Annotated in this window: 25 protein-coding genes; 20 read left to right on the top strand and 5 right to left on the bottom strand. The window is 66.3% G+C overall.

Annotated features, from left to right (window positions below; genetic code table 11):
- Positions 1–36: 36 nt before the first annotated feature.
- Positions 37–390, top strand: coding sequence for an NAD(P)H dehydrogenase assembly family protein (locus tag KBY77_RS16595; protein ID WP_315856452.1), 354 nt, complete (start codon positions 37–39; stop codon positions 388–390).
- On the opposite strand, the gene KBY77_RS02355 is transcribed toward KBY77_RS16595, so the two are convergent.
- Positions 348–1670 (bottom strand): pitrilysin family protein, encoded by a 1323-nt coding sequence (locus KBY77_RS02355; RefSeq protein WP_255101978.1) that lies wholly within the window; start codon positions 1668–1670, stop codon positions 348–350. The two genes, KBY77_RS16595 and KBY77_RS02355, sit on opposite strands and share 43 nt — an antisense overlap.
- The gene (locus tag KBY77_RS02360) at positions 1667–2944 is read right to left on the bottom strand and encodes a pitrilysin family protein (protein WP_255101979.1); all 1278 of its coding nucleotides are present in this window, start codon (positions 2942–2944) and stop codon (positions 1667–1669) included. Before KBY77_RS02360 ends, KBY77_RS02355 begins: the two co-directional genes overlap by 4 nt.
- A 56-nt stretch (positions 2945–3000) precedes the next feature.
- Between KBY77_RS02360 and KBY77_RS02365 the strand changes: the two genes are divergently transcribed.
- The 11 genes from KBY77_RS02365 (at position 3001) to KBY77_RS02415 (ending at position 14103) form a co-directional block, all read left to right on the top strand.
- On the top strand, positions 3001–3765 hold the full coding sequence (locus KBY77_RS02365) for a phycocyanobilin:ferredoxin oxidoreductase (protein ID WP_255101980.1): 765 nt from the start codon (positions 3001–3003) through the stop codon (positions 3763–3765).
- Positions 3762–4676, top strand: a complete 915-nt coding sequence (locus KBY77_RS02370; RefSeq protein ID WP_255101981.1) for an HlyD family efflux transporter periplasmic adaptor subunit — start codon at positions 3762–3764, stop codon at positions 4674–4676. Before KBY77_RS02365 ends, KBY77_RS02370 begins: the two co-directional genes overlap by 4 nt.
- Entirely contained in the window at positions 4673–5860 is a 1188-nt protein-coding gene (gene devC / locus KBY77_RS02375; RefSeq protein ID WP_255101982.1) for an ABC transporter permease DevC, read from the top strand. The genes KBY77_RS02370 and devC overlap by 4 nt, the downstream gene beginning before the upstream one ends.
- An 82-nt stretch (positions 5861–5942) precedes the next feature.
- On the top strand, positions 5943–6638 hold the full coding sequence (locus tag KBY77_RS02380; protein WP_094554034.1) for a DevA family ABC transporter ATP-binding protein: 696 nt from the start codon (positions 5943–5945) through the stop codon (positions 6636–6638).
- A gap of 59 nt (positions 6639–6697) precedes the next feature.
- Positions 6698–6853: a hypothetical protein gene (locus tag KBY77_RS02385; protein ID WP_011129965.1), complete on the top strand. Its 156-nt coding sequence runs from the start codon at positions 6698–6700 to the stop codon at positions 6851–6853.
- A 40-nt stretch (positions 6854–6893) separates the two neighbouring features.
- Positions 6894–7826 (top strand): glycosyltransferase family 2 protein, encoded by a 933-nt coding sequence (locus KBY77_RS02390; RefSeq protein ID WP_255101983.1) that lies wholly within the window; start codon positions 6894–6896, stop codon positions 7824–7826.
- 138 nt (positions 7827–7964) lie between these two features.
- Entirely contained in the window at positions 7965–8681 is a 717-nt protein-coding gene (gene rpsB, locus KBY77_RS02395; protein WP_255101984.1) for a 30S ribosomal protein S2, read from the top strand.
- 113 nt (positions 8682–8794) lie between these two features.
- Entirely contained in the window at positions 8795–9457 is a 663-nt protein-coding gene (gene tsf, locus KBY77_RS02400; RefSeq protein WP_094554036.1) for a translation elongation factor Ts, read from the top strand.
- 67 nt (positions 9458–9524) lie between these two features.
- Complete coding sequence (locus tag KBY77_RS02405; protein ID WP_255101985.1) at positions 9525–10850, top strand: hypothetical protein; 1326 nt, start codon at positions 9525–9527, stop codon at positions 10848–10850.
- Positions 10808–13336: an ATP-dependent DNA helicase RecG gene (recG, locus tag KBY77_RS02410; RefSeq protein WP_255101986.1), complete on the top strand. Its 2529-nt coding sequence runs from the start codon at positions 10808–10810 to the stop codon at positions 13334–13336. Before KBY77_RS02405 ends, recG begins: the two co-directional genes overlap by 43 nt.
- A gap of 20 nt (positions 13337–13356) precedes the next feature.
- Entirely contained in the window at positions 13357–14103 is a 747-nt protein-coding gene (locus tag KBY77_RS02415; protein WP_255101987.1) for a M15 family metallopeptidase, read from the top strand.
- On the opposite strand, the gene KBY77_RS02420 is transcribed toward KBY77_RS02415, so the two are convergent.
- Positions 14073–14450, bottom strand: coding sequence for a hypothetical protein (locus tag KBY77_RS02420; protein ID WP_255101988.1), 378 nt, complete (start codon positions 14448–14450; stop codon positions 14073–14075). The genes KBY77_RS02415 and KBY77_RS02420 overlap by 31 nt on opposite strands.
- The gene (gene sir, locus KBY77_RS02425; protein WP_399212042.1) at positions 14450–16282 is read right to left on the bottom strand and encodes a sulfite reductase, ferredoxin dependent; all 1833 of its coding nucleotides are present in this window, start codon (positions 16280–16282) and stop codon (positions 14450–14452) included. Before sir ends, KBY77_RS02420 begins: the two co-directional genes overlap by 1 nt.
- An 88-nt stretch (positions 16283–16370) precedes the next feature.
- Between sir and glyS the strand changes: the two genes are divergently transcribed.
- Entirely contained in the window at positions 16371–18539 is a 2169-nt protein-coding gene (gene glyS, locus KBY77_RS02430; protein ID WP_255101989.1) for a glycine--tRNA ligase subunit beta, read from the top strand.
- Between the two features lie 20 nt (positions 18540–18559).
- Here the strand turns inward: glyS and chlP are convergent, their stop codons facing one another.
- The gene (chlP, locus tag KBY77_RS02435) at positions 18560–19966 is read right to left on the bottom strand and encodes a geranylgeranyl reductase (protein ID WP_255101990.1); all 1407 of its coding nucleotides are present in this window, start codon (positions 19964–19966) and stop codon (positions 18560–18562) included.
- Positions 19967–20085: 119 nt separating this feature from the next.
- On the opposite strand from chlP, the gene KBY77_RS02440 reads away from it, so the two are divergent.
- The 7 genes from KBY77_RS02440 (at position 20086) to ccsB (ending at position 26672) form a co-directional block, all read left to right on the top strand.
- Complete coding sequence (locus KBY77_RS02440) at positions 20086–20832, top strand: M15 family metallopeptidase (RefSeq protein ID WP_255101991.1); 747 nt, start codon at positions 20086–20088, stop codon at positions 20830–20832.
- A gap of 101 nt (positions 20833–20933) precedes the next feature.
- Positions 20934–22739: a translational GTPase TypA gene (gene typA / locus KBY77_RS02445; RefSeq protein WP_255101992.1), complete on the top strand. Its 1806-nt coding sequence runs from the start codon at positions 20934–20936 to the stop codon at positions 22737–22739.
- Positions 22736–23101: a DUF309 domain-containing protein gene (locus tag KBY77_RS02450; protein WP_255101993.1), complete on the top strand. Its 366-nt coding sequence runs from the start codon at positions 22736–22738 to the stop codon at positions 23099–23101. Before typA ends, KBY77_RS02450 begins: the two co-directional genes overlap by 4 nt.
- 116 nt (positions 23102–23217) lie before the next feature.
- The gene (locus KBY77_RS02455) at positions 23218–23781 is read left to right on the top strand and encodes an LPS-assembly protein LptD (RefSeq protein WP_399212045.1); all 564 of its coding nucleotides are present in this window, start codon (positions 23218–23220) and stop codon (positions 23779–23781) included.
- Positions 23778–24506, top strand: a complete 729-nt coding sequence (gene lptB / locus KBY77_RS02460) for an LPS export ABC transporter ATP-binding protein (protein WP_255101994.1) — start codon at positions 23778–23780, stop codon at positions 24504–24506. The genes KBY77_RS02455 and lptB overlap by 4 nt, the downstream gene beginning before the upstream one ends.
- Positions 24503–25708 carry an LptF/LptG family permease gene (locus KBY77_RS02465; protein WP_255101995.1) on the top strand — a complete coding sequence of 402 codons (1206 nt, stop codon included), beginning with the start codon at positions 24503–24505 and terminating at the stop codon, positions 25706–25708. Before lptB ends, KBY77_RS02465 begins: the two co-directional genes overlap by 4 nt.
- 55 nt (positions 25709–25763) lie before the next feature.
- A complete protein-coding gene (ccsB, locus tag KBY77_RS02470) occupies positions 25764–26672 on the top strand; it encodes a c-type cytochrome biogenesis protein CcsB (protein ID WP_255101996.1) in 909 nt (302 codons plus the stop codon).
- Positions 26673–26714 lie beyond the last annotated feature (42 nt).

The raw sequence follows: 26714 nt of genomic DNA on the forward strand, positions 1-26714 counted from the left end.
CCTGCTGTAGTGGATGCCAGCTGAACAGCGGTGGCGATGAGCTTCCCCGATCTGACCACCGATCAACCAGGTGAGCCCATGGCTCAGCCGCCGAATGATCAGCCGAACCATGGGCGAACGGATCAGCCTTCCGAAGCTGCCGCTGAGCCCGAAGCACCGGCGTTCAGCGTGGGTGACTGGGTTCGGATCACGACCCGACTCACTTACCTCAAAACCGCCGATCCGATGCCGATGCTGCGACCTCCCGATCTGGTCGATGGAGATGAAGCCGGCCAGGTGATGGCTCTCAGGGCGATCAACCTCCTGGCGGTGCGCTTCCGGCGCGGCACCTTCCTGCTGAGTGCCGATCAGCTCAGCGCCTGCACCCCCGAGGGGCAGCCCAAGGGGTGAGTGCCCCAGACCTTCCCGGCGGCCCGCAGGGCCCGGGGCGGTCCGCAGAGGCTCAGGCTTGGACGGCTCAGCAGCTGGCGGGCCACGACATGGAGCATGGCGGGGTCGAAGCTTCCAGCCCGCTCCAGCGCCTCATCGGCGTAGGACCAATCCAGGCCATGGCCCAGCACCATCGCCTGGCGATCGGCAATCTGGCCGCAGGTCTGCCGGCCGGCCGCGGAGGCGCCGCGGAATTTGGCGATGGCCAGGGCCAGTTCCTCCTCGCTCAGGGGCTGATCCAGCAGCCGCTGCCACTCAGACAGCAACTCCGTGGTGGCCTCAACGGCCCGCTCAGCAGAACTGGAGAGGTGGAACACGAAGGGGGCGGCGCCACAGCGGGCCGGGGCGTGGACGCCCACGTCGTAGGCCAGGCCGTGATCTTCCCGCAGGGCAACGAACAACCGGCTCGACATGCCCACTCCCAGGTGGCATTGCAGCAAGCGCAGGGCCAGGGAGCGGGGATCGGCCAGGGGGACCGTGGCGGTCCCGAGCATCAGCACCAGCTGCTCGGTGTCCTGCTCCTCCAGCACCAGAGCCGGCTCGTTCTCCGCCTCCTGCCCACTCAGCAGCGACGGAGTTCGGCAGTTCCAGGCAGGGCTGCCAGGGGGCTGAAGCAACTTGATCAGGCCCTTGGGTGGCCGGCCCACCAGCACCAGGGCCGCCCCGTGCCCCCCCAGGGCTCCTGCAGCATCAACCAGCTGGGGACGATCAAGCCCGGCCAGCTCCGCCTCCACGCCCAGAGGGTCGTGGCCATAGGGACCCTGGCCGTAAAGGTGGGAACGCAGCTGATCGTGGGCCTGCTGGAACGGGTCCTCACGCAGGCGTCCGAGGGTCTGCAGATTGAGTTGCCTCTCGAGGCTGATCTGGTCAGGATCGAGCCAGGGGGACTGCACCATGACCCCAAGTAAAGGCAGCAGGGCCGCGGCGTCGTCGCTGGCGCACTTCAGACTGATCACCAGGGCATCTTCGCTGGCTTCGCAGCGCAATTCATCGCCGAGGCCCTCCACCAGATCAGCCAGTTGATCGCCGCTGAGGTCGCCGCAGCCCCGGCTGAGCAGTCCTGCCAGCAGCTGGGCCCGGCCGCGCTGGCCGGGCGGATCGGCCGCGCTGCCACCACGGATCCAGAGCCTGGCGGAAAGGATCGCCGGCCCTGCTCGGCGCAGCACCGAGACCGGGCAGCCCCCTGGCAGCTCGAAGCGCTCGGGCTGGGGAAGGGGAGGAAGGGGGGTGGAGCGGCTCATGCGGGCAGGGCCAGCAGGCGACAGGCGCGCTCGGGCGCCAGCAGTGGCAGCAGCTCAGCACCGAGGCGCTCCACGCTCCAGCGCTGCAGCAGCTCCAGGGGATGGCTCAGCGGTTGCAGACGCCCCCAGAGGCACTGGTGACCGATCAGACCCGCCACCGACGACGCCGACTCCAGGCCGAAGCGATATCCATTGGCCACCAGACGCCGGGCGCGCTCCAGCTCACTCTCGGGGGGAGGTGTGCAGCAGATCTCCTGCCAGACCACCGCGATCTGCTTCTCCACTGCCGCCACCTGCTCCGGAGCGCAGACCGCCTCGAGCAGGGCCAGGCTGCCGGATTCGAGCACATTCAGATCCAGATCGATGCTCTCCACCAGGCGCAGTTCTTCGCGCAACCGCTGCACCAGGCGACTGCGGCGCCCCTCGGCCAGCAGGCTGGTGAGCAGATCGGCGCCAGCCACCGCTTCCAGATCGGCGGCGGCGGGAAGCTGCCAGGCCATCAGCAGGCGGGCCGCCTCCAGACGGGGCAGCTCCAGTTCATGAAAACCGGGGCGCAGCTCCAGGGCTACCCCTGGCGGCGGTGCCGTGGCCTGGGAATCAAGACCGGCCAGGGCACTGCTCGCCAGCAGAGTCTCGATCGGCAGCTGATCGATGGCACCGGCCAGGGCCAGGCTGCAGCGCCGAGGCCGGTAGGCGTTGTTGTGAAAGGAGGCCATCCCCTCTGGGGTCTGGGCCTTGAGTGCCCTGCGGTCCCCCAGGATCGGCCTGCCATAGGGGTGCCCTGGACAGGCCAGGGCTAGCAGGCGCTGGAAGGCCACCTCCTCGGGCTGATCCTCACTCTGGGCAAGCTCTTCGAGCACCACCTTGCGCTCCATCCGGAAATCGCCGGGATCGAGACGCGGCTTGAGCACCAGATCGAGCAGCAACTCCAGGGCTTCGGTCACCGCCTCCGCTGGCACGAGCACGTGGTAATGCACGTCGTCGAAACCCGTGGCCGCATTGCTGCTGCCACCCAACGACTCGATGCGGCGATCGAAATGCCCCGCCTCCAGGCATTCACTGCCCTTGAAGACCATGTGCTCCAGGAAATGGGCCATCCCCTCCTGACCGGGCTCTTCACCGGCGCTGCCGGCCTGGCACCAGAAGTCGAGGCAGACCAGAGGGGCCTGCTCCTGGCGCAGACTCACCACCTCCACGCCATTGGCGAGGCGCAGCAGGCAGGGATCCTCGAAGCTGTCGGCAGCCTGGAGCGGCGGCGGGAGGGGAAGGGGCAACGGCTGGGCCGAACGGGCGTGGCAGGATCAACATTCTGCTGGCCGAGGCTGCCCCCGTGACCTCAACCGTCCCCGCCCCCAGCCCCGACCAGCGCCCCGCCGCCTCTGGCCTGCATCCCCTCGTGGATGCCCTGGCCGAAACGATCCGCAGCAGCTGGAGAACCCTGCCGGGGCTTGCTCCCCTGGCCATCGACCAGGATCTCGAGGCGATCAGCGGCAGCCTCGACGGCGAAAAGCTGTTCATTCACAACGAGCTGCGCCGCTGCCGCGGCCTGCGCAAACTCCATCTGGAAACCGCCCGGCTGGGCGCAGGTCTGCAGATCCTGCACTGCGTGTTCTTCCCGGATCCCCGCTACGACCTGCCCGTCTTCGGCGCCGACATCGTGGCAGGACCTGCTGGAGTTTCGGCCGCCATCGCTGATCTTTCCCCCACGGGAGGGGTGCTGGCGGCCGGGATCGCTTCCGATCTGGCCGCCCTGCCGCGGCGCCCTTACAGCCAGCCGCGGGAGCTGCCGGCCTGGGGGACGATCTTCTCCCCCTTCGTGCGCTTCGTGCGGCCGGTGACCGATGAGGAGGAAGGCTGGTTCCTGGAGGAGGTGGCCGGGCTGCTGGCGGTGATGGCCAAGGCAGTGGCCAGCACGCCGGAGCAGGCTGTCGACGACCCCGCTACGGTTTTCCGGTATCACGGCCAACTCTCGTATTGCCAGCAGCAGAAACGGAACGACAAAACCCGCCGCGTGCTGGAGAAGGCGTTCAATCCGAGCTGGGCGGATCGCTACATCGAGAAGCTCCTGTTCGACGATCCCCCCTCGCCCGCATGAGCGGCCTGCCGCTGCGAACTGTGCTGATCGGCGCCGCTGCCCTGCTGGTTGTAGCCGGGACGATCACCCTGATCAGCCGTAGCCAGCAGGGCGCCAAACCGGAGGCCGAGCCCCAGACCGTTGCCCAACCCAGGACGCTGGAAGCGGTCTCGGCCCTGGGACGCCTTGAGCCCGCCGGTGACATCCGCAAGCTGGCCGCACCGATCACCGGCATCGGTGGCAGCCCCCGGATCACCGAGCTGTTGGTGGAGGAGGGTCAGCGGGTGCAGGCGGGCCAGTTGCTGGCGACCTTCGACACCGGTCCCGCCCTTCAGGCCCAGCGGCGGCTGCTCCAGAGCCGCATCGCCAACCTCACCGACCAGGTGACCCTGCTGGGGAGGGAAATCTCCCGCTACCGCCAACTGGCCAAAGCTGGTGCCACCCCTGCCGCCGACCTCGAAAGCCGCGAACTCACCCTGGTGGAGCTCAAGGGCAATCTGCGCGAAGCCCAGGACGAACTGGTCAAGACAGAGGCCGATCTGGTGAACACGGAGTTGCGGGCTCCGTTCAGCGGCACCGTGCTGAAGCTGATATCGCGGGTGGGCGAGCGCCCCGGCGATGACGGAATCCTCGAGCTGGGTGCCAGCGACCAGATGGAGGTGCTCGCCGAGGTGTACGAGAGCGACATCAACCGCCTGCGACTGGGCCAGCGGGCCAGTGTCACCAGCGAGAACGGGGGCTTCAGCGGCACCCTCAACGGTCGGGTGATCAGGATCAGCCCCCAGGTGCGCCAGCGTGATGTGCTCTCCACCGACCCCACCGGTGATGCCGATGCCCGCATTGTGGAAGTGCGGCTCGCCCTGGATCCGGCCGACATCCCCCGGATCAGCACTCGCGCCGGACTCAAGACCGTGATTCGCTTCGAGCCATGAGAGCTTGGCCCGGTCTGGCGGCGATCTGGAGCCAACGCCGGATTCCCCTGGCCTGGCTGCTGCTCACCCGGCAACCGGCCCGGCTGGCGGTGGCCCTGGCGGGCATCAGTTTCGCCGGGATCCTGATGTTCATGCAGTTCGGCTTCCGTGACGGGCTGTTCGACGCCAGCGTCACGGTGCACAAGCTGTTCGACGCCGACCTGGTGCTGCTCAGCCCCCGCTCCAGCAGTTCGGTGAGCATGGCCGGCTTTCCCCGCCGGCGTCTGGTCCAGACCCTGGCCGATCCCGACGTGGCCGGCATCACGCCGGTGCACTGGAATCTGGTGATCTGGCGGAATCCCAAAGATCTCAGCACCCGTTCGATCCTGGCCCTGGGCTTCGAGCCTGGGGATCCCCTGTTCACAGACCCCGGCTTAACTCCCAAGGCCAGGGTGCTCAACCAGCGGGGCCGGGTGCTCTTCGATGAACTCTCCCGGCCCGAGTTCGGTCCGGTGGCGGAATGGTTCCGGGCGGGCCGAACGGTGGAGAGCGAAATCGGTGGCAAGCGAGTGCGTGTCGGCGGCCTGGTGGCACTAGGGGTGTCGTTCGGGGCCGACGGCAACATCCTCACCAGCAGCGAGACCTACCTGCAACTGCTTCCAAACACGCCCACCGGCAGCATCGAAGTGGGCCTCATCCGCCTGCGACCGGGGGCGGATCCCGCCTTGGTGATGAAGCGCCTCAAGGACTCCCTGCCCAAGGACGTGAATGTATTCACCAAACAGGGCTTCATGGACTTCGAGAAGGACTACTGGCGCAGCAGCACGGCCATCGGCTTCATCTTCACCCTCGGTGCCGCCATGGGCTTCATTGTCGGCTGCGTGATCGTTTACCAGATCCTCTACAGCGATGTGAGTGATCACCTGCCGGAATACGCCACTTTGATGGCGATGGGGTACCGCCTCTCCACCCTGCTGGGGGTCGTGGCCCGGGAGGGATTGCTGCTGGCACTGCTCGGCTACCTGCCGGCCTACGCAGCCGGCCAGGGCCTTTACGCGCTGGTGCGATCAGCGACCAGGCTCCCGGTGTACATGGACATGCCCCGGGCCGTCCTGGTGTTCAGTCTGATCCTGGTGATGTGCATGGGTTCGGCCGGCATGGCGATGCGCCGTCTCGGGGATGCCGACCCCGCCGAGATCTTCTGAACGCTGCCCCAGCCGTGCCGCCATGACAACCTCCCCCTCGTCCCTTCAAGCCCACTCTGCCCCGGCTGGTTCCCCGCCGCCGATGGTCGAGGTGGAAGGTCTCTGCCACTGGTATGGAGCCGGCGAGATGCGCCGCCAGGTTCTCCAGCAGGTGAGCCTGACCATCCAGCCCGGGGAGGTGGTGCTGCTCACTGGCCCCTCGGGTTGCGGCAAGACCACCCTGCTCACCCTCGTGGGAGCCCTGCGCCAGGTACAGCAGGGCCAGGTGCGGGTGCTGGGCCAGCACCTGAACGACTCCAGCAGGAAGCAGCGTCAGCAACTGCGGCGGCGCATCGGCATGATCTTTCAGGGACACAACCTGCTGCGCTGCCTCAGCGCCGAGCAGAACGTGCAGATGGGCTCCGACCTCCTGCCCAACCTCAGCTACCGGGCCCGGCGCGATCAGGCGCGCGAGTGGCTGCGGGCTGTCGGCCTCGGCGACCATCTCGACAAATTGCCCCACGGGCTCTCCGGAGGCCAGAAGCAACGGGTGGCTATCGCCCGGGCCCTGGCGGCCCACCCCCGCCTGCTGCTGGCCGATGAACCCACCGCTGCGCTCGACAAGCAGAGCGGCCGCGAGGTGGTGGATCTGCTCAAGCGCCTCGCTCGGGAGCAGCACTGCGCGGTGCTGATGGTGACCCACGACCCCCGCATCCTTGATGTGGCCGACCGGCTTGTGCAGATGGAGGACGGCCGCCTGATGGCCGCCCGGGTGCCTGAGCCGGAACCTGCGGCCTGAGGGCCTAAGGGTCAAGGTTGGTAGGGTGGAAGATCATCCCAACGAGCCCGAAGCAGTTCATGGCGAAACGCAGGAACCTCAAGAAAGAAAAGCAGGAGCGCAACCGCTCCTACGCCCGCAAGTTCAAGAAGCGCAAGCTCCGCAACGACGGCCGTGGTGAAGGGGCCGGCAACGGCGTCACCGGTACCGCCAACAACGGCGGCGCCGCCGACTGAGCCAGGAGCCGGTGCGCTCACCAGCTCCCGCAGCCAAGCCATGTTCCCCAGCGTCGTCATCCCCACCTACAACCGCCGGCCGATCCTGGAGAAGGCACTGCTGGCGCTGGAGGATCAGCAGCTGGAGCCTCCCCTCGAGGGCTACGAAGTGGTTGTGGTCGATGACGGCTCCACAGACGGCACCGCGGAGTGGCTGCGGCAGGAGGCGGGGCGGTTCCCCCATGTGCGCCTGATCGAGCAGGACCATGGCGGACCCGCCGAAGGCCGCAACCGCGGCGTTGACCACGCCCGCGGTGATGTGATCGTCTTCATCGACAGCGATCTGGTGGTCACCGGCACTTTTCTGCTGGAGCATGCCCGGTCCTTGGCAGCCCGCTGGCAAAGCAGCGGCAACCGGCTCTGTTTCACCTACGGGGCTGTGATCAACACGGCCAATTTCGAGGACCCCACCAGCGAACCTCACAAGCTGAGCGATCACTCCTGGGCCTACTTCGCCACCGGCAACGTGGCGATCGATCGCCAGCTGCTGGAACGCTCCGGCCTGTTCGACACCGGCTTCCGCCTCTACGGCTGGGAGGACCTGGAGCTGGGGGAACGGCTGCGCCGCCTGGGGGTGGAGTTGGTGCGCTGTCCGGCGGCAGTGGGGTACCACTGGCATCCCGCCCTGAGCCTGGAGCAACTGCCGGACCTGGTGCGGATCGAGCAGGAGCGGGCCCGCATGGGGCTGGTGTTCTACCGGAAGCACCCCACCCGGCGAGTGCGCTTCATCATTCAGTTCACCTGGTGGCACCGCCTGCTCTGGGAGCTGCTCACAGTCGGGGGTCTGGTGAACGAGCGCACGCTCCGGCCGCTGCTGGCCTGGCTGATCCGTCATGGCCAGAACGCTCTTGCCATGGAGCTGCTGCGTTTGCCGCTCAACCGCCTGGGAGTGCGCGCCCTGTTCCGCGAAGCCCGCGCCGAGGGCCTTCGCTGACCGTTTGGTAGCTTGGATTGTCCTTAATAAACCGCACACCTGTCCGTTTCGGGTGCTCAGTCGGCACCGGTGGTCCCTTTCAGGGTCATCACGTCTGATCCCTGGCAGGTGGAGGCGAACCCGAAACCCTTCCCAACCATGGCTGTTGTCACCCTCTCCGAGATGATGGAGGCTGGGGCCCACTTCGGGCACCAGACGCGTCGCTGGAATCCCAAGATGTCGCGCTACATCTACTGCGCGCGCAATGGGGTTCATATCATCGATCTAGTGCAGACCGCCGTCTGCATGAACAACGCCTACAAGTGGACTCGCAATGCCTCCCGCAGTGGCAAGCGTTTTCTCTTCGTTGGCACCAAGAAACAGGCCTCCGAGGTGATCGCCATCGAGGCCACCCGCTGCGGAGCCGCCTATGTGAACCAGCGCTGGCTGGGCGGCATGCTCACCAACTGGAGCACGATGCGTGCCCGCATCGACCGCCTCAAGGATCTCGAGCGAATGGAGAGCTCCGGCGCCATCGCCATGCGACCGAAGAAGGAAGCTGCCGTGCTGCGCCGGGAGCTGGAGCGGCTGCAGAAGTACCTCGGAGGCCTCAAGTCGATGCGCCGTCTGCCCGATGTGGTGGTACTAGTTGACCAGCGCCGGGAGAACAACGCCGTGCTCGAGTGCCGCAAGCTCGACATCCCCCTGGTGTCGATGCTCGACACCAATTGCGACCCTGACCTGGCTGACGTGCCCATTCCCTGCAACGACGACGCAGTTCGCTCCGTCCAGTTGGTGCTTGGCAGGCTCGCCGACGCGATCAACGAAGGTCGCCACGGCAGTCAGGAGCAACGCGCCGACGAAGACGAGGCCTGAAGCCAGTCGAGACCCTGAACTCAGGCCCTGGCCTGAGTTTGCGCTGGGGTTCCAAGCTGTCTGGAACCCCTGAATCACTCCCCCCCAACCCTTCCCCTTTCCTAACTCCTCCCATGGCTGAGATCTCAGCGAAGCTCGTCAAGGAACTGCGCGAGAAAACAGGCGCCGGCATGATGGATTGCAAAAAGGCGCTCGGGGAATCCGCCGGCGACATGGGCAAGGCCGCCGAGTGGCTGCGCCAGAAGGGAATTGCCACCGCCGAGAAGAAAGCCGGCCGCACGGCTGCTGAAGGCGCCATCGGCAGTTACATCCATACCGGTGCAAGGGTTGGCGTGCTGGTGGAAGTGAACTGCGAAACCGACTTCGTCGCCCGCGGTGAGATCTTCCAGGAGCTGTTGCGCAATGTGGCGATGCAGATCGCCGCCTGCCCCAACGTCGAATACGTCAGCACCGAGGAGATTCCCGCCTCGATCGCCGATCGCGAGAAGCAGATCGAGATGGGTCGTGACGACCTGGCTGGCAAACCCGACAAGATGAAGGAGAAAATCGTCGAGGGTCGCATCGGCAAACGCCTCAAGGAACTCGCTCTGCTGGAGCAGCCTTTCATCAAGGACAGCTCGATCACCGTGGCTGAACTGGTCAAGCAGGTGGCCGGCAAGATCGGCGAGAACATTCAGGTGCGTCGCTTCACCCGATACACCCTCGGTGAGGGCATCGAGGTGGAGCAGGCCGACTTCGCCGCCGAGGTGGCCGCCATCACCGGCAAGGCGGCCTGAGCTCAGCGCCCCTGGCGTCCCCCTTCCGTCCCCCCGCTTCAGCCGATTGGAGACCAGCGCCAGCGCGTTGTCAGAAGCCCACGGGCACCTGGAGCGGATCCGCCGGCGTCTGGGGGAGGGTCATCGGGATCTGTATCACGACCTGGCCCTCTACCTGCAGGTGTTGCGCGACGGTCTGCTTGAGGCCGTTCAGCAGGCCGTCTTCCATGTGGCCACCCAGGTGGTACCCGAGCGTTATCAGCAACTGAACGATCGCCAGCGCCAGGAGCTGCCCCGGCGTCTCGAGCAACTGGTGCAGCGTTGCGGCTGCCTGCTGACCCTGGAGCAGCTGCTGGTCCTGGCGCGCCAGGTCCAGAATGAACAGAGGCGCCAGGGTCAGCAGCATCAACGGCGCCTGGCCCGGGCCCTGGCACAGATGTCCGCCGGAGCTGACGAGGGCCAATCAGAGGGTGACTGGGACGAGCGTGAGGAAGCTGAGGGCTCGATCCGGCTGGATCTGAACCTGCCTCTCTCCGCCGAGCTGTTCTCCGGTGGCATCCCTGCCTTAGCCGGCCTAGCAGGCCTCGTGGAGCCCACATCGAAACAGATCGCTGGCGAAAAGCGCCACGACGAGGGCGAAGGGGAGGACCGCCTTGACGAAGACTTCGACATTGAGGGGGGAGACGACGAGGCAGAAGAGGACGACGACCTGGAGGGCTCAGGCCTGGAAGGACTGGCTGGACTGGAGGGATTGGAGGGACTGGAGCCGTTTGAAGCCGAGGAGGCTGTTACTGCTGAAGCTGAGGCCGACGATCCCACTGACATCCTGCGGGCCCTGCTGGTGATGGCCGTGCCCCCGGAACGCCGCTCCCAGGTTCAGGATCCTGATCAGCCGCGTCCAGACACTTCAACCAGACCGCAACCGCAGAGGTCGAATGACGCCGATCGGAATCAGGGCCTGGTGCCCCAGCAGCCGGAGGAGCTGCTGGAGTGGTGGAAGGCGCTTGACCAGGCACTGCAGCGGCGTCTGCGCAACCTCTCCCACGCCATCAATCTGGATCTGATCAAGCTGGGGCTCACCCGCAGCCTGCTGCCACTGAACCTGCTCGATGCTGTGCTGCAGGGAGACCTGGAAGCCCTGCCAGCCCCGGCCAACCTGCTGAAGATTCAATTGCCCTTCAGCAGCCCCGACATGCCCATCCAGGTGCAGGCCCTGGGGGTGCTGCTGCGCACCAGCGACCTCGAGTACGAACAGCCCCGTCTGCGCACCTGCCGCAGGCGCCTGGAGCAGCGCCGCGCCAGCGTACGCAAAATGGCTCAGCAGTACCGCCACTGGCAGCGGCGGGCCCGGGCCCTTGAAGCGGAAGAACAGTGGATGCAGGACAGCCAATCCACCCCCGAGAGCCCAGCCTGAACCATGGGCGCTGGATCACCACCCTGCAGCAGGCGTTGCAGCTGGAGGTGGACCGTGGGTTCGAGAACCTGCAGGGCCGCCGAGAACGGTTCAGCCTCTTTCTGGAGCGCCAGTGCCGCCAACCCCCGGAGGAGCTGATCCGCCGGGTGCCGGAGGCGGAGCCAGCACTGATCGCCCTGGCCGAGCTTTTCGCCTGCTACGACGCGTTGCCGCTGGCCCATCGCCAATCGTTGCTGCGGCGATGCCGGGAGCGACTGCACAGCCTGCGCCAGAGCCTGGATCCACCCCGGCCGCCCGGTCCTCCGAGGCTGAAGCTGGCTCCCCAGGCGCCGGCCCCCGGTGGCGCTCGTTCGGGAGCCCACAGAACGGCAAGCCCCATCCAACCCGACACTCCCCTGGCCGAGGTGCCGGGAATCGGACCGAAAACCGCCACGCGGCTGGCGGGGTTGGGGTTGCTGCTGGCTCGCGACCTGCTGCGTCACTATCCGCGCGACTACCTCGATTACGCCAATCTGGTGCGCATCCAGGAACTGGTGCCTGGCAGCACAGCCACGATCGTGGCCACGGTGCAGCGCTCCCATGCCTTCGCCAGCCCGCGCAACCCCCGGCTGGTGATCCTGGAACTTCAGCTCCGCGACATCACCGGACGGCTGCGGCTCAGCAAGTTCTTCGCCGGCAAACGCTTCAGCTCACCAGGTTGGCTCAAGGCCCAGCAACGCCAGTTCCCGCCAGGGTGCAGCGTGGCCGCCAGTGGCCTGGTGCGCCAGACCCCCTACGGCCCCACCCTGCAGGATCCCCTGCTGGAGGTGCTCGACTCCCCCGGGACCCAGGTGCGCTCGCGCCAGATCGGACGACTGGTGCCGGTCTATGCCCTCACCGAAGGTCTCGGCGCCGAACGTCTGCGCCAGGCCATCCAGACCGTGCTGAGCGCCGCAGACCACTGGAGCGATCCCCTGCCGGCTGCCCTGCGGCGGCAGGAGGGCCTGCTGGATCGATCCACCGCCTGGCGAGGGCTGCACGATCCCGCCGATCACGACGACCTCAGGGCCAGTCGCCACCGGCTGGTCTTCGATGAATTCCTGCTGCTCCAGCTCAGCCTGCTGCAGAGGCGAGGGCAGCTGGCGCGGCGGCCGGCACGGCCCCTGCGACTGCCGAAGGGGCAGAACAACCTGATGGCCTCCTTTCTGGAGTTGCTGCCCTTCCAGCTCACCGAGGCCCAACGGCGGGTGCTGGCCGACATTCAGGCCGATCTGGAGCAGGAGCAGCCGATGGCCCGCCTGCTGCAGGGAGATGTGGGCAGCGGCAAGACCGTGGTGGCGATCGCGGCCCTGCTGGTGGCCATCGAAGCCGGCTGCCAGGGGGCCCTGATGGCCCCCACGGAGGTGCTGGCCGAGCAGCATGCGCGCAAAATGGGGGAGTGGCTCAGCCAGCTACACGTGAGCACGGCCCTGCTGACGGGATCCACCCCGGCGGGGCGGCGGCGCCAGCTGCTCCAGGACCTGGCCAACGGCCAGCTGCAGCTCCTGGTAGGCACCCATGCCCTGCTGGAGGATCCGGTGGCCTTCGCCCGCCTGGGGCTGGTGGTGGTGGATGAGCAGCACCGCTTCGGCGTGCGCCAGCGTGACCGACTGATGGGCAAGGGCCTGCAGCCCCACCTGCTGACCATGACCGCCACCCCGATTCCGCGCACCCTGGCCCTCTCGGTGCACGGCGACCTGGAGGTGAGTCAGATCGACGGCCTGCCACCGGGGCGCACTCCTATCCGCACCCGCCTGCTGCGCGGCGGCCAGCGTCAGGAGGCCTACGAGCTGATCCGCGAGGAGGTGGCCCGGGGCCAGCGGGCCTATGTGGTGCTCCCCCTGGTGGAGGAGTCGGAGAACCTTGACCTGCGCTCGGCGGTGGCCGTCCACCAGCAATTGCAGCAGGAGGTGTTCCCGGACCTGCGCGTGGGCCTGCTGCACGGGCGGATGCCGAGCCCCCGCAAGCAGGAAGCGATCAATGCCTTCGCCAGCGGCTGCTGCGATGTGCTGGTGTCCACCACGGTGGTGGAGGTGGGCGTCGACGTGCCGGAGGCCAGCGTGATGGTGATCGAGCACGCCGAGCGTTTCGGGCTGGCGCAGTTGCATCAGCTGCGGGGCCGGGTGGGGCGTGGAGCGGCTGCCTCCCATTGCCTGCTGATCAACGATGGCAGGGCCGGGCAGGCCCAGCAGCGGCTGGAGCTGCTGGTGCGCTCCAGCGATGGCTTCGAGATCGCCGAGATGGATCTGCAGCTGCGGGGGCCAGGGCAGGTGCTGGGAACCCGCCAGTCGGGCCTGCCCGACCTGGCCCTGGCAAGCCTCAGCGACGACGGGGAGGTGCTGGAGCAGGCCCGGGCGCTGGCAAGGCGGCTGCTTGAGCACGATCCCGAGCTGGAGAGCCATCCGGGCCTGCGCCAGGCACTGCTCGAGCAGCGGCAGCGGCAGGTGGAGGCCGGCAGCTTGAATTGAACCCTCCGTCTTCCCCGCGCGTGAGCCCCAGCCTGCCCAGACCCTGGAGCCCGATTCCCATCCAGGACACAGCCGAACCGCTGATCCCCCTGCCGAGGCAGCTGCTGCGCCTTGAGCCCCACCCCTACACGTCGCTGGGGGCGCCCTACGGCGCCGGCTGCAGCCCCTTCCAGCTGCGCAGCGGTGTGGTGGAACGCCTGCTGGTGGCCCAGGGCGAGCTGAAGCGCGGGCACGGTGATTGGTGCCTGGCGATCTTCGATGGCTGGAGGCCCGTGCGGGTGCAGCAGTTCATGGTGGAGCACACGATCGCCAGCGAATGCCGCCGGCTGGGAGTGGACCCCCGGCAGAGCGGGCCCGAGCTGGAGGCGGTGACGGCGGAGGTGGGCCGCTTCTGGGCCCCCCCCAGCCTGGATCCGGCGACACCGCCGCCCCACAGCACCGGCGGAGCGGTGGATCTCACCCTGGCGACCTCATGGGGCGAACCGCTTGATCTGGGCGGGGAGATCGATGCGATCGGAGCTGTCTCGGAGCCCGATCACTACGACCCGGCGCGGAGATCGCAACGCCTGGATGGCGGCGGGGTGTCAAGGGCGCTCGAGCTGGAGTGGCACCGGCGGCGCGGCCTGTTGCGCGAGGTGATGGCAGCAGCCGGATTCGCCCAGCACCCCAACGAGTGGTGGCACTTCAGCCACGGCGACCAGCTCTGGGCCTGGCGGCAGGGAGCGGCGGCCGCGATCTATGGCGGCTGGGATCCGGGCAGGGGCTGACGCTGCAGCTCCCGCCAGATGCGATCGGCTTCCTCCCGGCTGATCCTGTTCTCGTTGGCGCAGCGCTTCAAGCTGGCCTCGCCCAGTTCCAGCTGCATCTGACGCAGACGTTGCAGCACCTGCGGGGGTTGATCCGCGAATTGCAGCAGCTGGTTCCGGTAAGCCTTGAGCAGGTGCTCCGCCCGGCAGGTGTCGCCATCGGGCTGATAGATCTTGACTGGCGTCTTCGGGGGTGGCGCCATCGTGCGGGCCCCCAGTGGGGATCCCCAGGGGCTGAGCGCCACCATGGCCAGGCTGGCGGAGCCCAGCAGCAGGCTGGCAAGACAGGACCGCACAGGAGCCGTCATCAGCTCTCGGAAGGGAGCAGCGCCTGAATCCGCTCAGCGCCAAGGCTGGAGACGAACTGGCCGAAACTCCGGCGCCCGCCATTGCTCTTCCAGCTCAGCAGCAGGGGCTCCAGGGTGGTCTCCAGATCCACAAGGGGCATGCGCTCCAGGTACGGAGCCGCCAGCTGGGTGAGGTTGGGGGTGCCGCCCAGCCAGAGCTGGTACTGCTCCACGCCGCTGCCCACCAGTCCCACTTCGGCCATGTAAGGCCTGGCGCAGCCATTCGGGCAACCAGTCATCCTCACCAGCAGCGGCCGCTCGATGCCGAGCCGTACCAGCAGGGCCTCCAGGCGCTCGAGCACCGCCGGCAGAATTCGCTCCGATTCGGTGATCGCCAGACCGCAGGTGGGCAGGGCCGGGCAGGCGATGGCATGGCGCGCCAGCAAAGACGGTGCTTCCGGCGTCGCGAAGCCGAGTGCCGCCAGGGCCTGCTTCACACTGCTGCGCTGAGAGGTCCCGATCGAGCAGAGCAGCAGGTCCTGGTTGGGGGTGAGCCGCACCTCCAGCTGGTAGGTCTCGACCAGGCGCCGCAGGCCGCGCTTGCGCTCACCCTCGAGCCGGCCACAGAGCAGGGGGAGCCCTACGAACCAGAGCCCAAGGTTCTGGCGGTGCCAACCCAGATAGTCGTCCAGGCGAGGCTTAGGTTCTGCCCGCAGGGGCTTGATCGGCGCCTCCAGGTAACGGCCGAGCTCCTGGCGGAACCAGTCGACCCCGCGGTCCTGGATCAGATATTTCATGCGGGCATGGCGCCGCTGCTCCCGGTCGCCGTAGTCGCGCTGGAGGGCCACGATTGCCTGCACCAGATCAAGCACATGCTCAGCCTCCACGTAGCCGAGGGGATCGGCTGTGCGAGCGAAGGTTTCGTCCTTGTTGTGGGTACGGCCCATACCACCGCCCACATAGACGTTGCAGCCACGCAGACGGCCGGAGGGGTCGGTGAAGGCCACCAGGCCAATGTCCTGGGTGAGCAGATCAACAGAGTTGTCGCCCGGCACGGTGACGGCCACCTTGAACTTGCGGGGAAGATAGGAGCCTCCGTAGAGCGGCTCGTTGGGGTCTCCGCTGAATCCAGCCCCCTGCAGCTGCCGCTGACGCGCGCGCTTCACTGCTGCTGCGGGCTTGAAGCGGTAGCTGTGGTCGCCATCCACCCAGAGATCCAGATACGACCCCTCAGCCGCCAGAGGGGCGATCAGGTCGGCGATCTCATCGGCCAGACGCCTGGCGGCGGGATAGCCCCCCTTCTCGAAGGGTGCGGCCGGGGCCATCACGTTGCGGTTGATGTCACCACAGGCGGCGAGGGTGGAGCCCATCGAGCGCACGATCGTGCCGATCACCTCACGGATGTCGGCCTTGGCGATGCCATGCATCTGGAAGGCCTGGCGGGTGGTGACGCGCAGGGTGCCATTGCCGAGCCGATCGGCGAGATCGTCCATGGCCAGATACAGGGGCACCGGAATGCGGCCAGCCGGGCTGCGCAGGCGCAGCATCATCTGCCAGTCCTTCTCCTGGCCCTTCTGGCGGTTGTCGCGGTTGTCCTGCTGGTAACTGCCATGGAACTTGAGGATCTGAACGGCCCCATCGGTGAAGAAGGGCTTGTCGTTCTCCAGTTCGGTGGCCAGTGGCTCCTTGAGGTAATCGCTGGCTGCCTTCAGCCTCTCGAATTTGCTGGGGGGCTTGATTGCACTGCCGTTGGTGGCCGGAGAGGATCGAGAGGCTGCATCCGCAGCGTCGGTTTCAACCTTGGTGCGGCCGGATCCCGACGACTTGACTTGACGTTCGGGGGTGAGAGTCACGGCAGAGGCACCAGCGTCATTCGAAGGTAGCGAAGCAGGGTGAGGCTGACGGGCTTTCAATACAGTCACAGGCTGCTGAGCTGTGCGAGTGGCCACGTTCCTGCTTGAAATCGGAACCGAAGAACTGCCGGCCGATTTCGCGCGCCTGGCCCTGCCGCAACTGGAACAGCAGGTGCGACACGACCTGGCCGCCCAGCGCCTGCCCCATGGCCTGGTGGAGGCCACCGGCACACCGCGGCGTCTGGTGGTGCGCGTCGCCGATCTGCCCCTGCGCCAGCAGGACCTGGCTGAGGAACGCAAGGGCCCCCCGGGGGCACAGGCATTCATCGACGGGCAACCGGGGCCGGCCGCCATCGGGTTCGCCAACCGCTGTGGCGTCGATCCAGCCAGCCTTGAGCTGAGGGACACCCCCAAGGGCCCCTTCGTTTTCGCCCGCATCCTGCAGCCGGGCCGACCCAGCGAAGAGGTGCTGGCGGAGCGCATCCCGGCCTGGATCACCGCCCTGCAGGGGAGACGCTTCATGCGCTGGGGCGAGGGGGAGCTGCGTTTCAGCCGCCCGATTCGCTGGCTGGTGGCCCTGCTTGATCAGCAGGTGATTCCCGTGGTGCTGGAGGGCAGTGATCCCTTGATAAGCAGCGGCCGGATCAGCCGTGGCCACCGGTTGTCGGAGGACACCCTCACCATCCCCGACGCCAGCCTTCACAGCGAGCTGCTGGCTGAAGCCGGTGTGCTGGTGGAACGCCAGCAGCGGGCCATCTGGATCCGCCAGCAGGTGCTCGCGGCTGCCAGCGCCGCCCAGGCACGGCCTGATTTCCCCGAAGAACTTTTCGAGGAACTGGTGGATCTGGTGGAAAGTCCCAGCCTGATCGAGGGTTCCGTGGAGAAGCGTTTCCTCGACCTGCCGCCGGAGGTGCTGAGCACGGTGATGCGCAGCCACCAGCGCTACGTGCCCCTGCGCCGCCTGGAAGCGGCGGCGGATCCCCTGGCCCTGTCGGCCCAGGCCAGCCTGCTGCCCAGATTCATCTGTGTGGGCAACGGCTTGCCGGAAGCAGTCGCCACGGTGCGGCGTGGCAATGAGCGGGTGCTCAAGGCCCGTCTGGCCGATGCGGAGTTCTTTCTCCAGGCCGACCGCGCCATCAGCTGCGAGGAACGGCGGGAGCGGCTCGGGAGTGTAACCTTCGCCGAAGGGCTGGGCAGCTTGCTCGATCGCAGTGATCGCCTGTACTGGCTGAGCGATCTGCTGCTGCAGCAACTCTCACTGACACCGGAACATCAGGAGGCGGCCTTGCGGGCCGCGCATCTGTGCAAGCACGATCTGGTCAGTCAGATGGTGGGGGAATTCCCCGAACTGCAGGGGGTGATGGGAGCCAAGTACGCCCTGGCGGAGGGGGAATCCAGGGCCACGGCCCTGGCTGTGCTGGAGCACTACCTGCCGCGGGGAGCCGGAGATCTGCCACCCAGCTCCGATGCCGGGGCGGTGGTGGCCCTGGCTGAGCGCCTGGAGCTGCTGCTGAGCATCTATGCCAAGGGAGAGCGGCCAAGCGGATCGTCAGATCCCTATGCCCTGCGCCGGGCCGGCAACGGCGTACTGCAAATACTTTGGGAGCGAGGCTGGTCGCTGGATCTGATCAACCTGCTGAAGCAGGCCAGCGCCCGCTGGGCCCAGCTGTTGCCCGATCTGCAGCTCGAGGCCCCCTCACTCGCCCGCGAGCTGGTGGAAGCCCTGCGCCTGCGCATGGTCTCCCTGTTCGATGAAGAAGGCTTCGACACAGACCTGGTCCAGGCCGTGGCCGGGAATGGGGTGCCAGCCGAGCGACTGCTGGGTGATCCGATCGACGCACGCAAGCGCCTGGCCCTGCTGGCCCAGCTCCGCATGGACGGCCAGCTGGCACCTGTACAGGCCGTTGTTCAGCGGGCGGCGCGGCTGGCGGTGAAAGGGGATCTGCCGACCGGCATGTTCAGCCCAGGAGAGGTGGTGGATCCTGGGCTGTTCAGCTCCCCCAGCGAAAAGGGCATGTTGCAGGTGCTGATGGAGCTGGTGCCGATCCTGGCTGTTGACGACGGGGAAACCCGATACCGCCTGCTGGCCAACAAGCTGGCGGAGGGGTCTGAGGCTCTCTCTGCCTTCTTCGATGGCGCCAGCAGTGTGATGGTTATGTGCGACGACCTGGCAGTGCGCCGCAACCGCCTGAACATGCTGGCGGTACTGCGCAACCAGGCCAGCGCACTGGCCGATTTCAGCAAGCTGAGCAGCTGAGGTTGGACAGCCTCAGCTGCTCAGCTCTTGGCCGTCAGCGCGGGCTCCCGCTCCTCACTGACCTGAGGGTCGGCGACCACGGGCCTGGCCAAAGGCTTGCGCCTGGCTTGGCCCACTCCCTGCTGCTGCTCTGATTCCTGGGCCAGGCTGGCCAGCCAGGCTTCCATTTCTTCGGGGCTGCGCACCACGCTGGGCACAGGCTTATACGACTGAGGGGCCAGGGCATTGCCGCGCAGCACGGCACCGAGGGTGAGCAGGGTGAGCTTGATCTGCTGCCAGGGGTTCATCATGACCACCCGCTTGTAGAGATAGCTGTCGAAGGTGAGCCGTTGCACGTCCTTGTCGTCACACATCTCGACGAAGGCTTCGCGGGCCGCATCGTTGCGATAAAAGATGTTCTGAAGGATTTCCAGCACCTTGTAGGTGGCGCCGTACTGCTTGTCCCACTTACGTATGTAGACCTTAAGGTCAGCTTCGCTGGGAATCTTGGCTCCGGAGGCACTGGCAGCAACGATCTGCTCAGCACACATACGGCCGCTCTTGGCGGCGAAGTAGATCCCTTCACCTGAACTCTTGGTGACGTAGCCGGCGGCATCTCCCACCAAGGCCATGCGGCCCACGACACGACGGGGCCGCGGATGCTCGGGAATCGGGTGGGCCTCCACCTTGATCACTTCACCGTGCAGCAGACGGGCACTGGCCCGCTTACGGATGCCCTTCTGCAGGCTTTTGATCAGAGCCTGATTCTTCTGCATCGTTCCCGTACCCACTGCCACGTGGTCGTACTTGGGGAAGACCCATGCATAGAAATCGGGGGAGACATCGGTGCCGACATACATTTCCGCCAGATCCTCGTAGTAGCTCATCTCCTCCTTGGGCAGGCGTATGCGCTCCTGGAAAGCGATAGCCACGTTGTAATCACCAGCGTCCATGGCCTTGGCCACCCGGCTGTTGGCACCATCGGCACCGACGATCAGATCCACCTCAAGGCTCTTGATCTCGCCGGTAGGGCCACCGCCGGAGTAGTCGGCGTACTGGAGGGTGTAAGGACCCTGACGGGCAGAGCCGGTGTCGATCGACTGAACCAGACCATTGACCAGATGGGCACCGAGCTCGGCGGCACGGTTGCGCAGGAAACCATCAAGGATTTCCCGGCGGCACATGCCGATGTATTCGTCCTCGTTTTCAAGATGGATATCCACCTCACGATTGGAGGGGGAAATCATGCGCATGTTGCGAACCTTGCGATCGATGATCGACTCTGGAAGATCGAATTCATCGACCATGCAGAGCGGAATCGCACCACCGCAGGGCTTGGCATTGTCAAGCTTGCGCTCGAAGAGCCAGGTTTCGATTCCTGCCTTCGCTAGCACTTCGGCTGCGCAGGAACCGCTCGGGCCGCCACCCACCACTGCGACTCGCAACATCTTGAAACCTGCTCCGCGGGAATGATCCTTGAGCGCGAAGCTAACACCCACGCTCGGCGTGATGTTGATCAAGCCAGGGCTGACATCTACGATTGTGACGAAGTTTGTTACGAGGTTGCGTGCCACCGCGAAGGCCGCAGCGCCTGAAGCGCAGCGAACAGCGCGAGGATCTGCCGGTGGCGCGCCGCACCCTGCCCGAGGCCCGTGGCCGAAGGAGCCTGCTCAAGCCTGTGGCCACCACGACCGTCGTACTGCTGATGTTGACGGCAGGCGGGGTGCTGCTCTTCCTCCAGCCCCTGAGGCTCTGGCTGGCGCCACCACCGGTGCCTGGTCTGGAGGCGCGCCAGAGCCCCGACGGTCGCCTGCTGGGTCACTTTCCCTATCCAGAAGCGGCCGCCAGCAGCCTGGAAGCGGTGGCCCCTGGCCTGAAGCTGAGACCGGAGGCTGCCAGAGCCCTGCTGGCCATGCAGCGCGCCGCCACCGCCGAGGGCGTCGACCTGCGGCTGCTCAGCGCCTTTCGCTCGATCGAACTGCAGAAGGGCATCTTCTTTGATGTCAAAGCCGAGCGGAACCAAAGCGCCCAGGAACGTGCCGAGGTGAGTGCGCCGCCCGGGTTTTCAGAGCACAGCACCGGCTATGCGGTCGATCTGGGCGACGGCGCCGCCCCCCAGAGCCATCTGAGCGAAGGGTTCGATCGCACCGCCGCCTTCCGCTGGCTTGAGGCCAATGCCAATCGCTTCCACTACCAGCTGTCCTTTCCCAGGGGAAACAGCCAGGGGGTGAGCTACGAGCCCTGGCACTGGCGCTACGAGGGATCGCTGGAGGCCTTGCGCCTGTTCGAGCCGGCCCGTCAGCTGGGCCGTTGAACCAGTTGAGCCTTTGGCTTCAAGGAGGTGCTGGGATAAGATGATGGATTGTTGCAACCGGTTTCGGTTGCTGCGGACAAGATTAAGAGAGAGAATCCTGTATGAGCGCCAATCAGAGCGCACCGATCCGCAACATCGCGATCATTGCCCACGTTGACCACGGCAAGACCACCCTGGTGGATGCCCTGCTTCAGCAATCGGGCATCTTCCGCGAAGGGGAGGCCGTGCCCACCTGCGTGATGGACTCCAACGACCTGGAACGCGAACGCGGCATCACGATTCTCTCCAAGAACACCGCCGTCGACTACGCCGGCATCCGCATCAACATCGTCGACACCCCTGGCCACGCTGACTTCGGCGGAGAAGTGGAGCGGGTGCTGGGCATGGTCGATGGGGCGCTGCTGATCGTGGACGCCAACGAGGGGCCGATGCCCCAGACCCGTTTCGTGCTCAAGAAAGCCCTCGAGCAGGGTCTGCGCCCGATCGTGTTCGTCAACAAGATCGACCGGGCACGGGTGGACCCAGAGCAGGCCGTGGACAAGGTGCTCGACCTGTTCCTGGAGCTGGGAGCCGACGACGACCAGTGTGATTTCACCTACCTCTTCGGCAGCGGCATGGGCGGTTACGCCAAGCCCGACATGGCCACGGAGAGTGAAACGATGAAGCCGCTCTTCGACGCCATCCTGCGCCATGTGCCGCCACCGGTCGGGGATCCCGAGAAGCCGCTGCAGCTGCAGGTAACCACCCTCGATTATTCGGACTTCCTCGGCCGGATCATGATCGGCCGGATCCACAACGGCACGATCAAGGCCGGCCAGAGTGCGGCGCTGATTCGAGACGACGGCAGCATCAAGCGTGGCCGCATCAGCAAGTTGCTGGGCTTCGAAGGTCTGGCCAGGGTGGAGATCGCCGAGGCGCGCGCCGGTGACCTGGTGGCAGTGGCCGGTTTCGATGAGGTGAACATCGGCGAGACCATCGCCTGCCCCGATCACCCCGAAGCCCTGCCGCTGATCCGGGTGGATGAACCCACCCTCCAGATGACCTTTGTGGTCAACGATTCTCCCTTCGCCGGCAAGGAAGGCAAGTTCGTCACCAGTCGCCAGCTGCGTGATCGCCTGCAGAAGGAGCTGCTCACCAACGTGGCCCTGCGGGTCGAGGACACCGATTCCCCAGACCGCTTCGCCGTCAGCGGCCGTGGTGAACTCCACCTCGGCATCCTGATCGAGACCATGCGCCGGGAAGGCTTCGAATTTCAGGTGTCCCAGCCCCAGGTGATCTTCCGCACCATCGATGGCACCCCCTGCGAACCAGTGGAAACCCTGGTGATGGATGTCCCCGAAGATGCTGTCGGCAGCTGCATCGAGAAGCTGGGGATGCGCAAGGGCGAGATGCAGAACATGGAAACCGGCAGTGATGGCCGCACCCAGCTGGAGTTCGTCGTTCCGGCGCGGGGCCTGATCGGCTTCCGTGGAGAGTTCGTGCGGGCCACCCGGGGGGAGGGGATCATGAGCCACTCCTTCTTTGAGTACCGCCCGATGCAGGGCGATTTCGACGCTCGCCGCAACGGGGTCCTGATTGCCTTCGAGGAGGGCACAGCCACCTTCTATGCCCTCAAGGGTGCCGAAGACCGTGGCCAGTTCTTCATCACTCCCGGCACCAAGGTATACAAGGGCATGATCGTCGGCGAGCACAACCGACCGCCCGACCTTGAACTCAACGTTTGCAAGGCAAAGCAGGTCACCAACATCCGCTCGGCTGGTGCTGAGGTGCTCGACACCCTGCAGTCGCCGATCCAGATGACCCTGGAGCGAGCCCTGGAATACATCGGACCTGATGAGATGCTCGAGGTGACGCCGGAATCGATCAGGCTGCGCAAACTGCCTGCGAAAAAGCCCGCCAAGCGTTGAGCGAGGCCCTGGAGGACGACCCCCGCTTCCGGCAGGCGGTCGTTCTCTTCAATGCCGGTCAGTGGTACGCCTGCCACGACGTGCTTGAAGAGCTCTGGCATGAAACCCTGGGGCCGGATCGGACCGTGCTCCAGGGCATCCTTCAGATCGCCGTGGCCCATCTCCATCTCGAACGCGGCAATCAGCGCGGCGCCACGATGCTTCTGGGGGAAGGGTTGGGCCGTCTGGCCCGCAGCGGCTCTGAGGCCCTCGGTCTCGACCTCGACCACCTGTGCGAGGCCAGCACCGCTCGATTGCGCTGTCTGCAGGCTGGCAGTGACCCGGCCGCACTGCCCCTGCCCAGCCTGCGGCCGCAGCCTTGAGCGTCCGCCCTGCCGCTGGGCTACCGGCATCGGCCCGTAGATTGCCCACTTCAACTGAGTTCGCGTCCCCCATTGCCGTTGAGATGCTGATCACTGTCCGGCTGAGCACTCTCCTGATGAGCCCTGTCCAGCTGAATCCCATCCAGTGGTCTGAGTCCCTGCGATGGCGACGTCCAAAGCTGGCTTTGACGGCCCTGAGCGCCATCGTTCTGGTGCTGGGTTCAGCGGTGATCGGCCGCGCCCAGCCGATCCAGCCCCAGCCCGGGGGACAGGTCGGCCCGGCCCTTGATCAGGTGCCGGCGGCGCCTGCCCCGGCACCCACCGGCCAGGTCACGATCGAATCCGACCGCCAGCAGGCCGACAACGTCACAGGCATCATCACCGCCACTGGCAACGTCAGGATCGTCTACCCCGATCGCCGGGTGGTGGCCACCTCTCGCCAGGCTCAGTACTTCACCCGAGAGGGGATGATCCTGCTCACTGGCGATGTGGATGTGATCCAGGAGGATGGCAACCTGCTCCGTGCCGACCGGGTGACGTATCTGGTGGAGCAGGAGCGGGCCCTGGCCCAGCCACTGGAAGGCCAACAGGTTTTCAGCAAGCTGTTGATCCAGACCAAACCCCAGATCCAGCAGTCGCCTGGACCGCAGCAGCAACCCCCCACCCTGCCGCTTCGATGAGTCTCTCCCTGGAGAGCGTGGCCCTGAGCCTGGGCGGCCGGCCCCTGGTGAAGGAGGTGAGCCTGCAGCTCGAGCCCGGAGAGGTGGTGGGCCTGCTTGGGCCCAACGGGGCAGGCAAGACCACCACCTTCAACCTGGTGACGGGCCTGCTCAGGCCCGACAGGGGTCAGGTGCTTCTGGATGGACACCGGGTTGAAGGACTGCCGATGCCCAAGCGGGCACGGCTGGGCATCGGCTATCTGCCCCAGGAAGCCAGTGTGTTCCGGCAGCTCACCGCTCGTGAGAATCTCCAGCTGGCCCTGCAACAGAGCGGCACCCCGGTGCGGCTGCGGCGCCAACGCTTGGAGCAGTTGATCGAGGAATTCCATCTCAGCAAGTTCCAGCACCGCCGTGGCTACCAGCTCTCAGGTGGCGAGCGCCGGCGCTGCGAGGTGGCCAGGGCTCTGGCTGTGGGCCGCGAGGGGCCGCGTTATCTGTTGCTTGATGAACCCTTCGCGGGCGTTGATCCCCTGGCGGTGGCTGATCTGCAGGCTCTGATCGGCAGCCTGCGCCTGCGGGGCATGGGCCTGCTGATCACCGACCACAACGTGCGCGAGACCCTGGCCATCACTGATCGCGCCTACATCCTCACCGAGGGGAGCATTCTTGCCTCGGGCCCCTCCTCCGAGGTGGCCAGCGACCCCCTGGTGCGGCGTCACTATCTGGGCGAGGGTTTTCAATTGTGAGCGCGTCCACCAAGGCCCAGTCCAAGCCAGTGGTTCAACGCCTGCTCCGGCCAGTCACGCTGTCCTGGCAGCGGTTGCCGCTGATGGATCGCTGGCTCACGGGCGAGCTGCTGGGACCACTGCTCTTCGGTGTCGCCGCCTTCACCGCGGTGTCGCTCTCGGTGGGAGTGGTCTTCGAGCTGGTGAGGCGTGTCGCTGAATCGGGTCTGCCGTTGCTCACGGCCCTGCAGGTGCTTGGCCTGCGGATGCCCGGCTTCCTGGTGCTCTCTTTTCCAATGGCCACCTTGATGGCCACCCTGCTGGCGTACAGCACCCTCTCCAGCAACAGCGAACTGATCGCCCTGCGCAGCGTGGGGGTGAGCACCTGGCGCATGGTGTTGCCGGCATTGATCGTGGCGGTGCTGATGAGCCTGCTCACCTTCATGTTCAACGACCTGATCGTTCCGAGCGCCAACCTGGAAGCATCCAACACTTTGAACCAGGCCCTGGGCAAGGCGATCGCGGCGGAGAAGGGAAGCAACATCATCTATTCGCGCTTCAGCCGACGCCCCAGCAAGCTGGACGAAAGCGGTAGCGAGCGCTATCTCTCCCAACTCTTCTACTCACGACAGTTCAAGGATGGGGAGATGGAGGAAGTCACGGTCCTTGATTTCAGCAGCCCCAGCGGAACTCAGATCCTCAAGGCCAAAAAGGGCATCTGGAACGAGGGGGCGGGAATGTGGGAATTCCTCGACGGGCAGATCGTGCTTGTCGGCGACAGTGAAAACACCACTTCAGCCAAGTTCGATCGCTATCTATACCCACTTGACCAGGGGCCCCTCAAGCTGGCGGCACTGCCCAAGGATGCGGCCGCCATGTCGGTATCGCAGGCGATGCGGGCTGAAACTCTGCTGCGGGAAGCCGGGGATCAGAAGGAAGCGCGGCGGATGAGGGTGCGCATCCAGGAGAAGTTCGCCTTCCCGGCCATCTGCCTGGTGTTTGGACTGATCGGCAGCAGCCTGGGGGTCAGACCCAACGCACGCACCAGCCGCAGCCAGGGGTTCGGCATCAGCGTGCTGCTGATTTTTTCCTACTATCTGATGTCTTTCATCTTCAGCTCCCTGGGGGTGAAGGGAACGCTCGGCCCCCTGCTCGCGGCCTGGTCGCCAGTGCTGATCGGGTTGTTGCTGGGCCTGCTCCTGTTACGCCAGGCCAGCCGCTGAGCCAGGCCTGCAGGCAGACTGGTGCGCAGATCCGCCCCGCCAAGAGCGTGCTTCTGTGAACGATCCGGTTCTCTCCCTCGGCCTGCTGGCCTTCGCGCTGCTGCTGGTGGCGCTGCCTCTTGCCTTCTGGGGCCTAAGCGGCGGTCGCTCCAGCAGCCCCGTGCGCCTGTTGGTGGCGGCCGCCAATCTCAGCCTCACGGCCCAGCTGACCCTGCGCTGGTGGGAGTCGGGCCATTTCCCGATCAGCAATCTCTACGAATCCCTCTGCTTCCTGGCCTGGGCCTGCACCCTCACCCAGCTGCTGGTGGAGCGCTCATGGCCCAGTCCGCTGGTATCTGCGGCGGCCACACCCATGGGCCTGGGCTGCCTGGCCTTCGCCAGCTTCGCCCTGCCCGATCGGCTGCAGGAGGCCTCACCCTTGGTCCCCGCCCTCCGCTCCAGCTGGCTGGTGATGCACGTGAGCGTGATCATGGTGAGCTATGCCGCGCTCCTGGTGGGATCGCTGCTCTCAGTCGCTGTGCTGTTCACCGATCGCGGCAAGGACCTGCAACTGCGCAGCAGCTCCATCGGCAGCGGCGGCTACCGACAGGCCCAGCTGGCTGGAGAAGCCGGCGACCTGAGCCTGAGCAGCGTGTCGATCGGCGTGAGTGAGCAGCTCGACAGCCTCAGCTACCGCACGATCACCGTGGGCTTCCTGCTTCTTTCGGTGGGCCTGGTGAGCGGTGCGGTCTGGGCCAACGAAGCCTGGGGCAGCTGGTGGAGCTGGGATCCCAAGGAAACCTGGGCCTTGATCTGCTGGCTGGTCTACGCCGCCTATCTGCACAGCCGCCTGAGCCGGGGCTGGCAGGGTCGCCGTCCCGCCCTGGTGGCGGCGGCTGGCCTTGTTGTGATCGTGGTCTGCTACATCGGCGTGAACCTGCTGGGCATCGGCCTGCACAGCTACGGCTGGTTCCTGGGCGCCTGACGCCGGGCCGGGGGAATCGAGCCCAAAACCGATCCCCCTTGC

It is taken from the genome of Synechococcus sp. Cruz-7E5, assembly GCF_024345995.1.
Lineage (GTDB): Bacteria > Cyanobacteriota > Cyanobacteriia > PCC-6307 > Cyanobiaceae > Regnicoccus_A.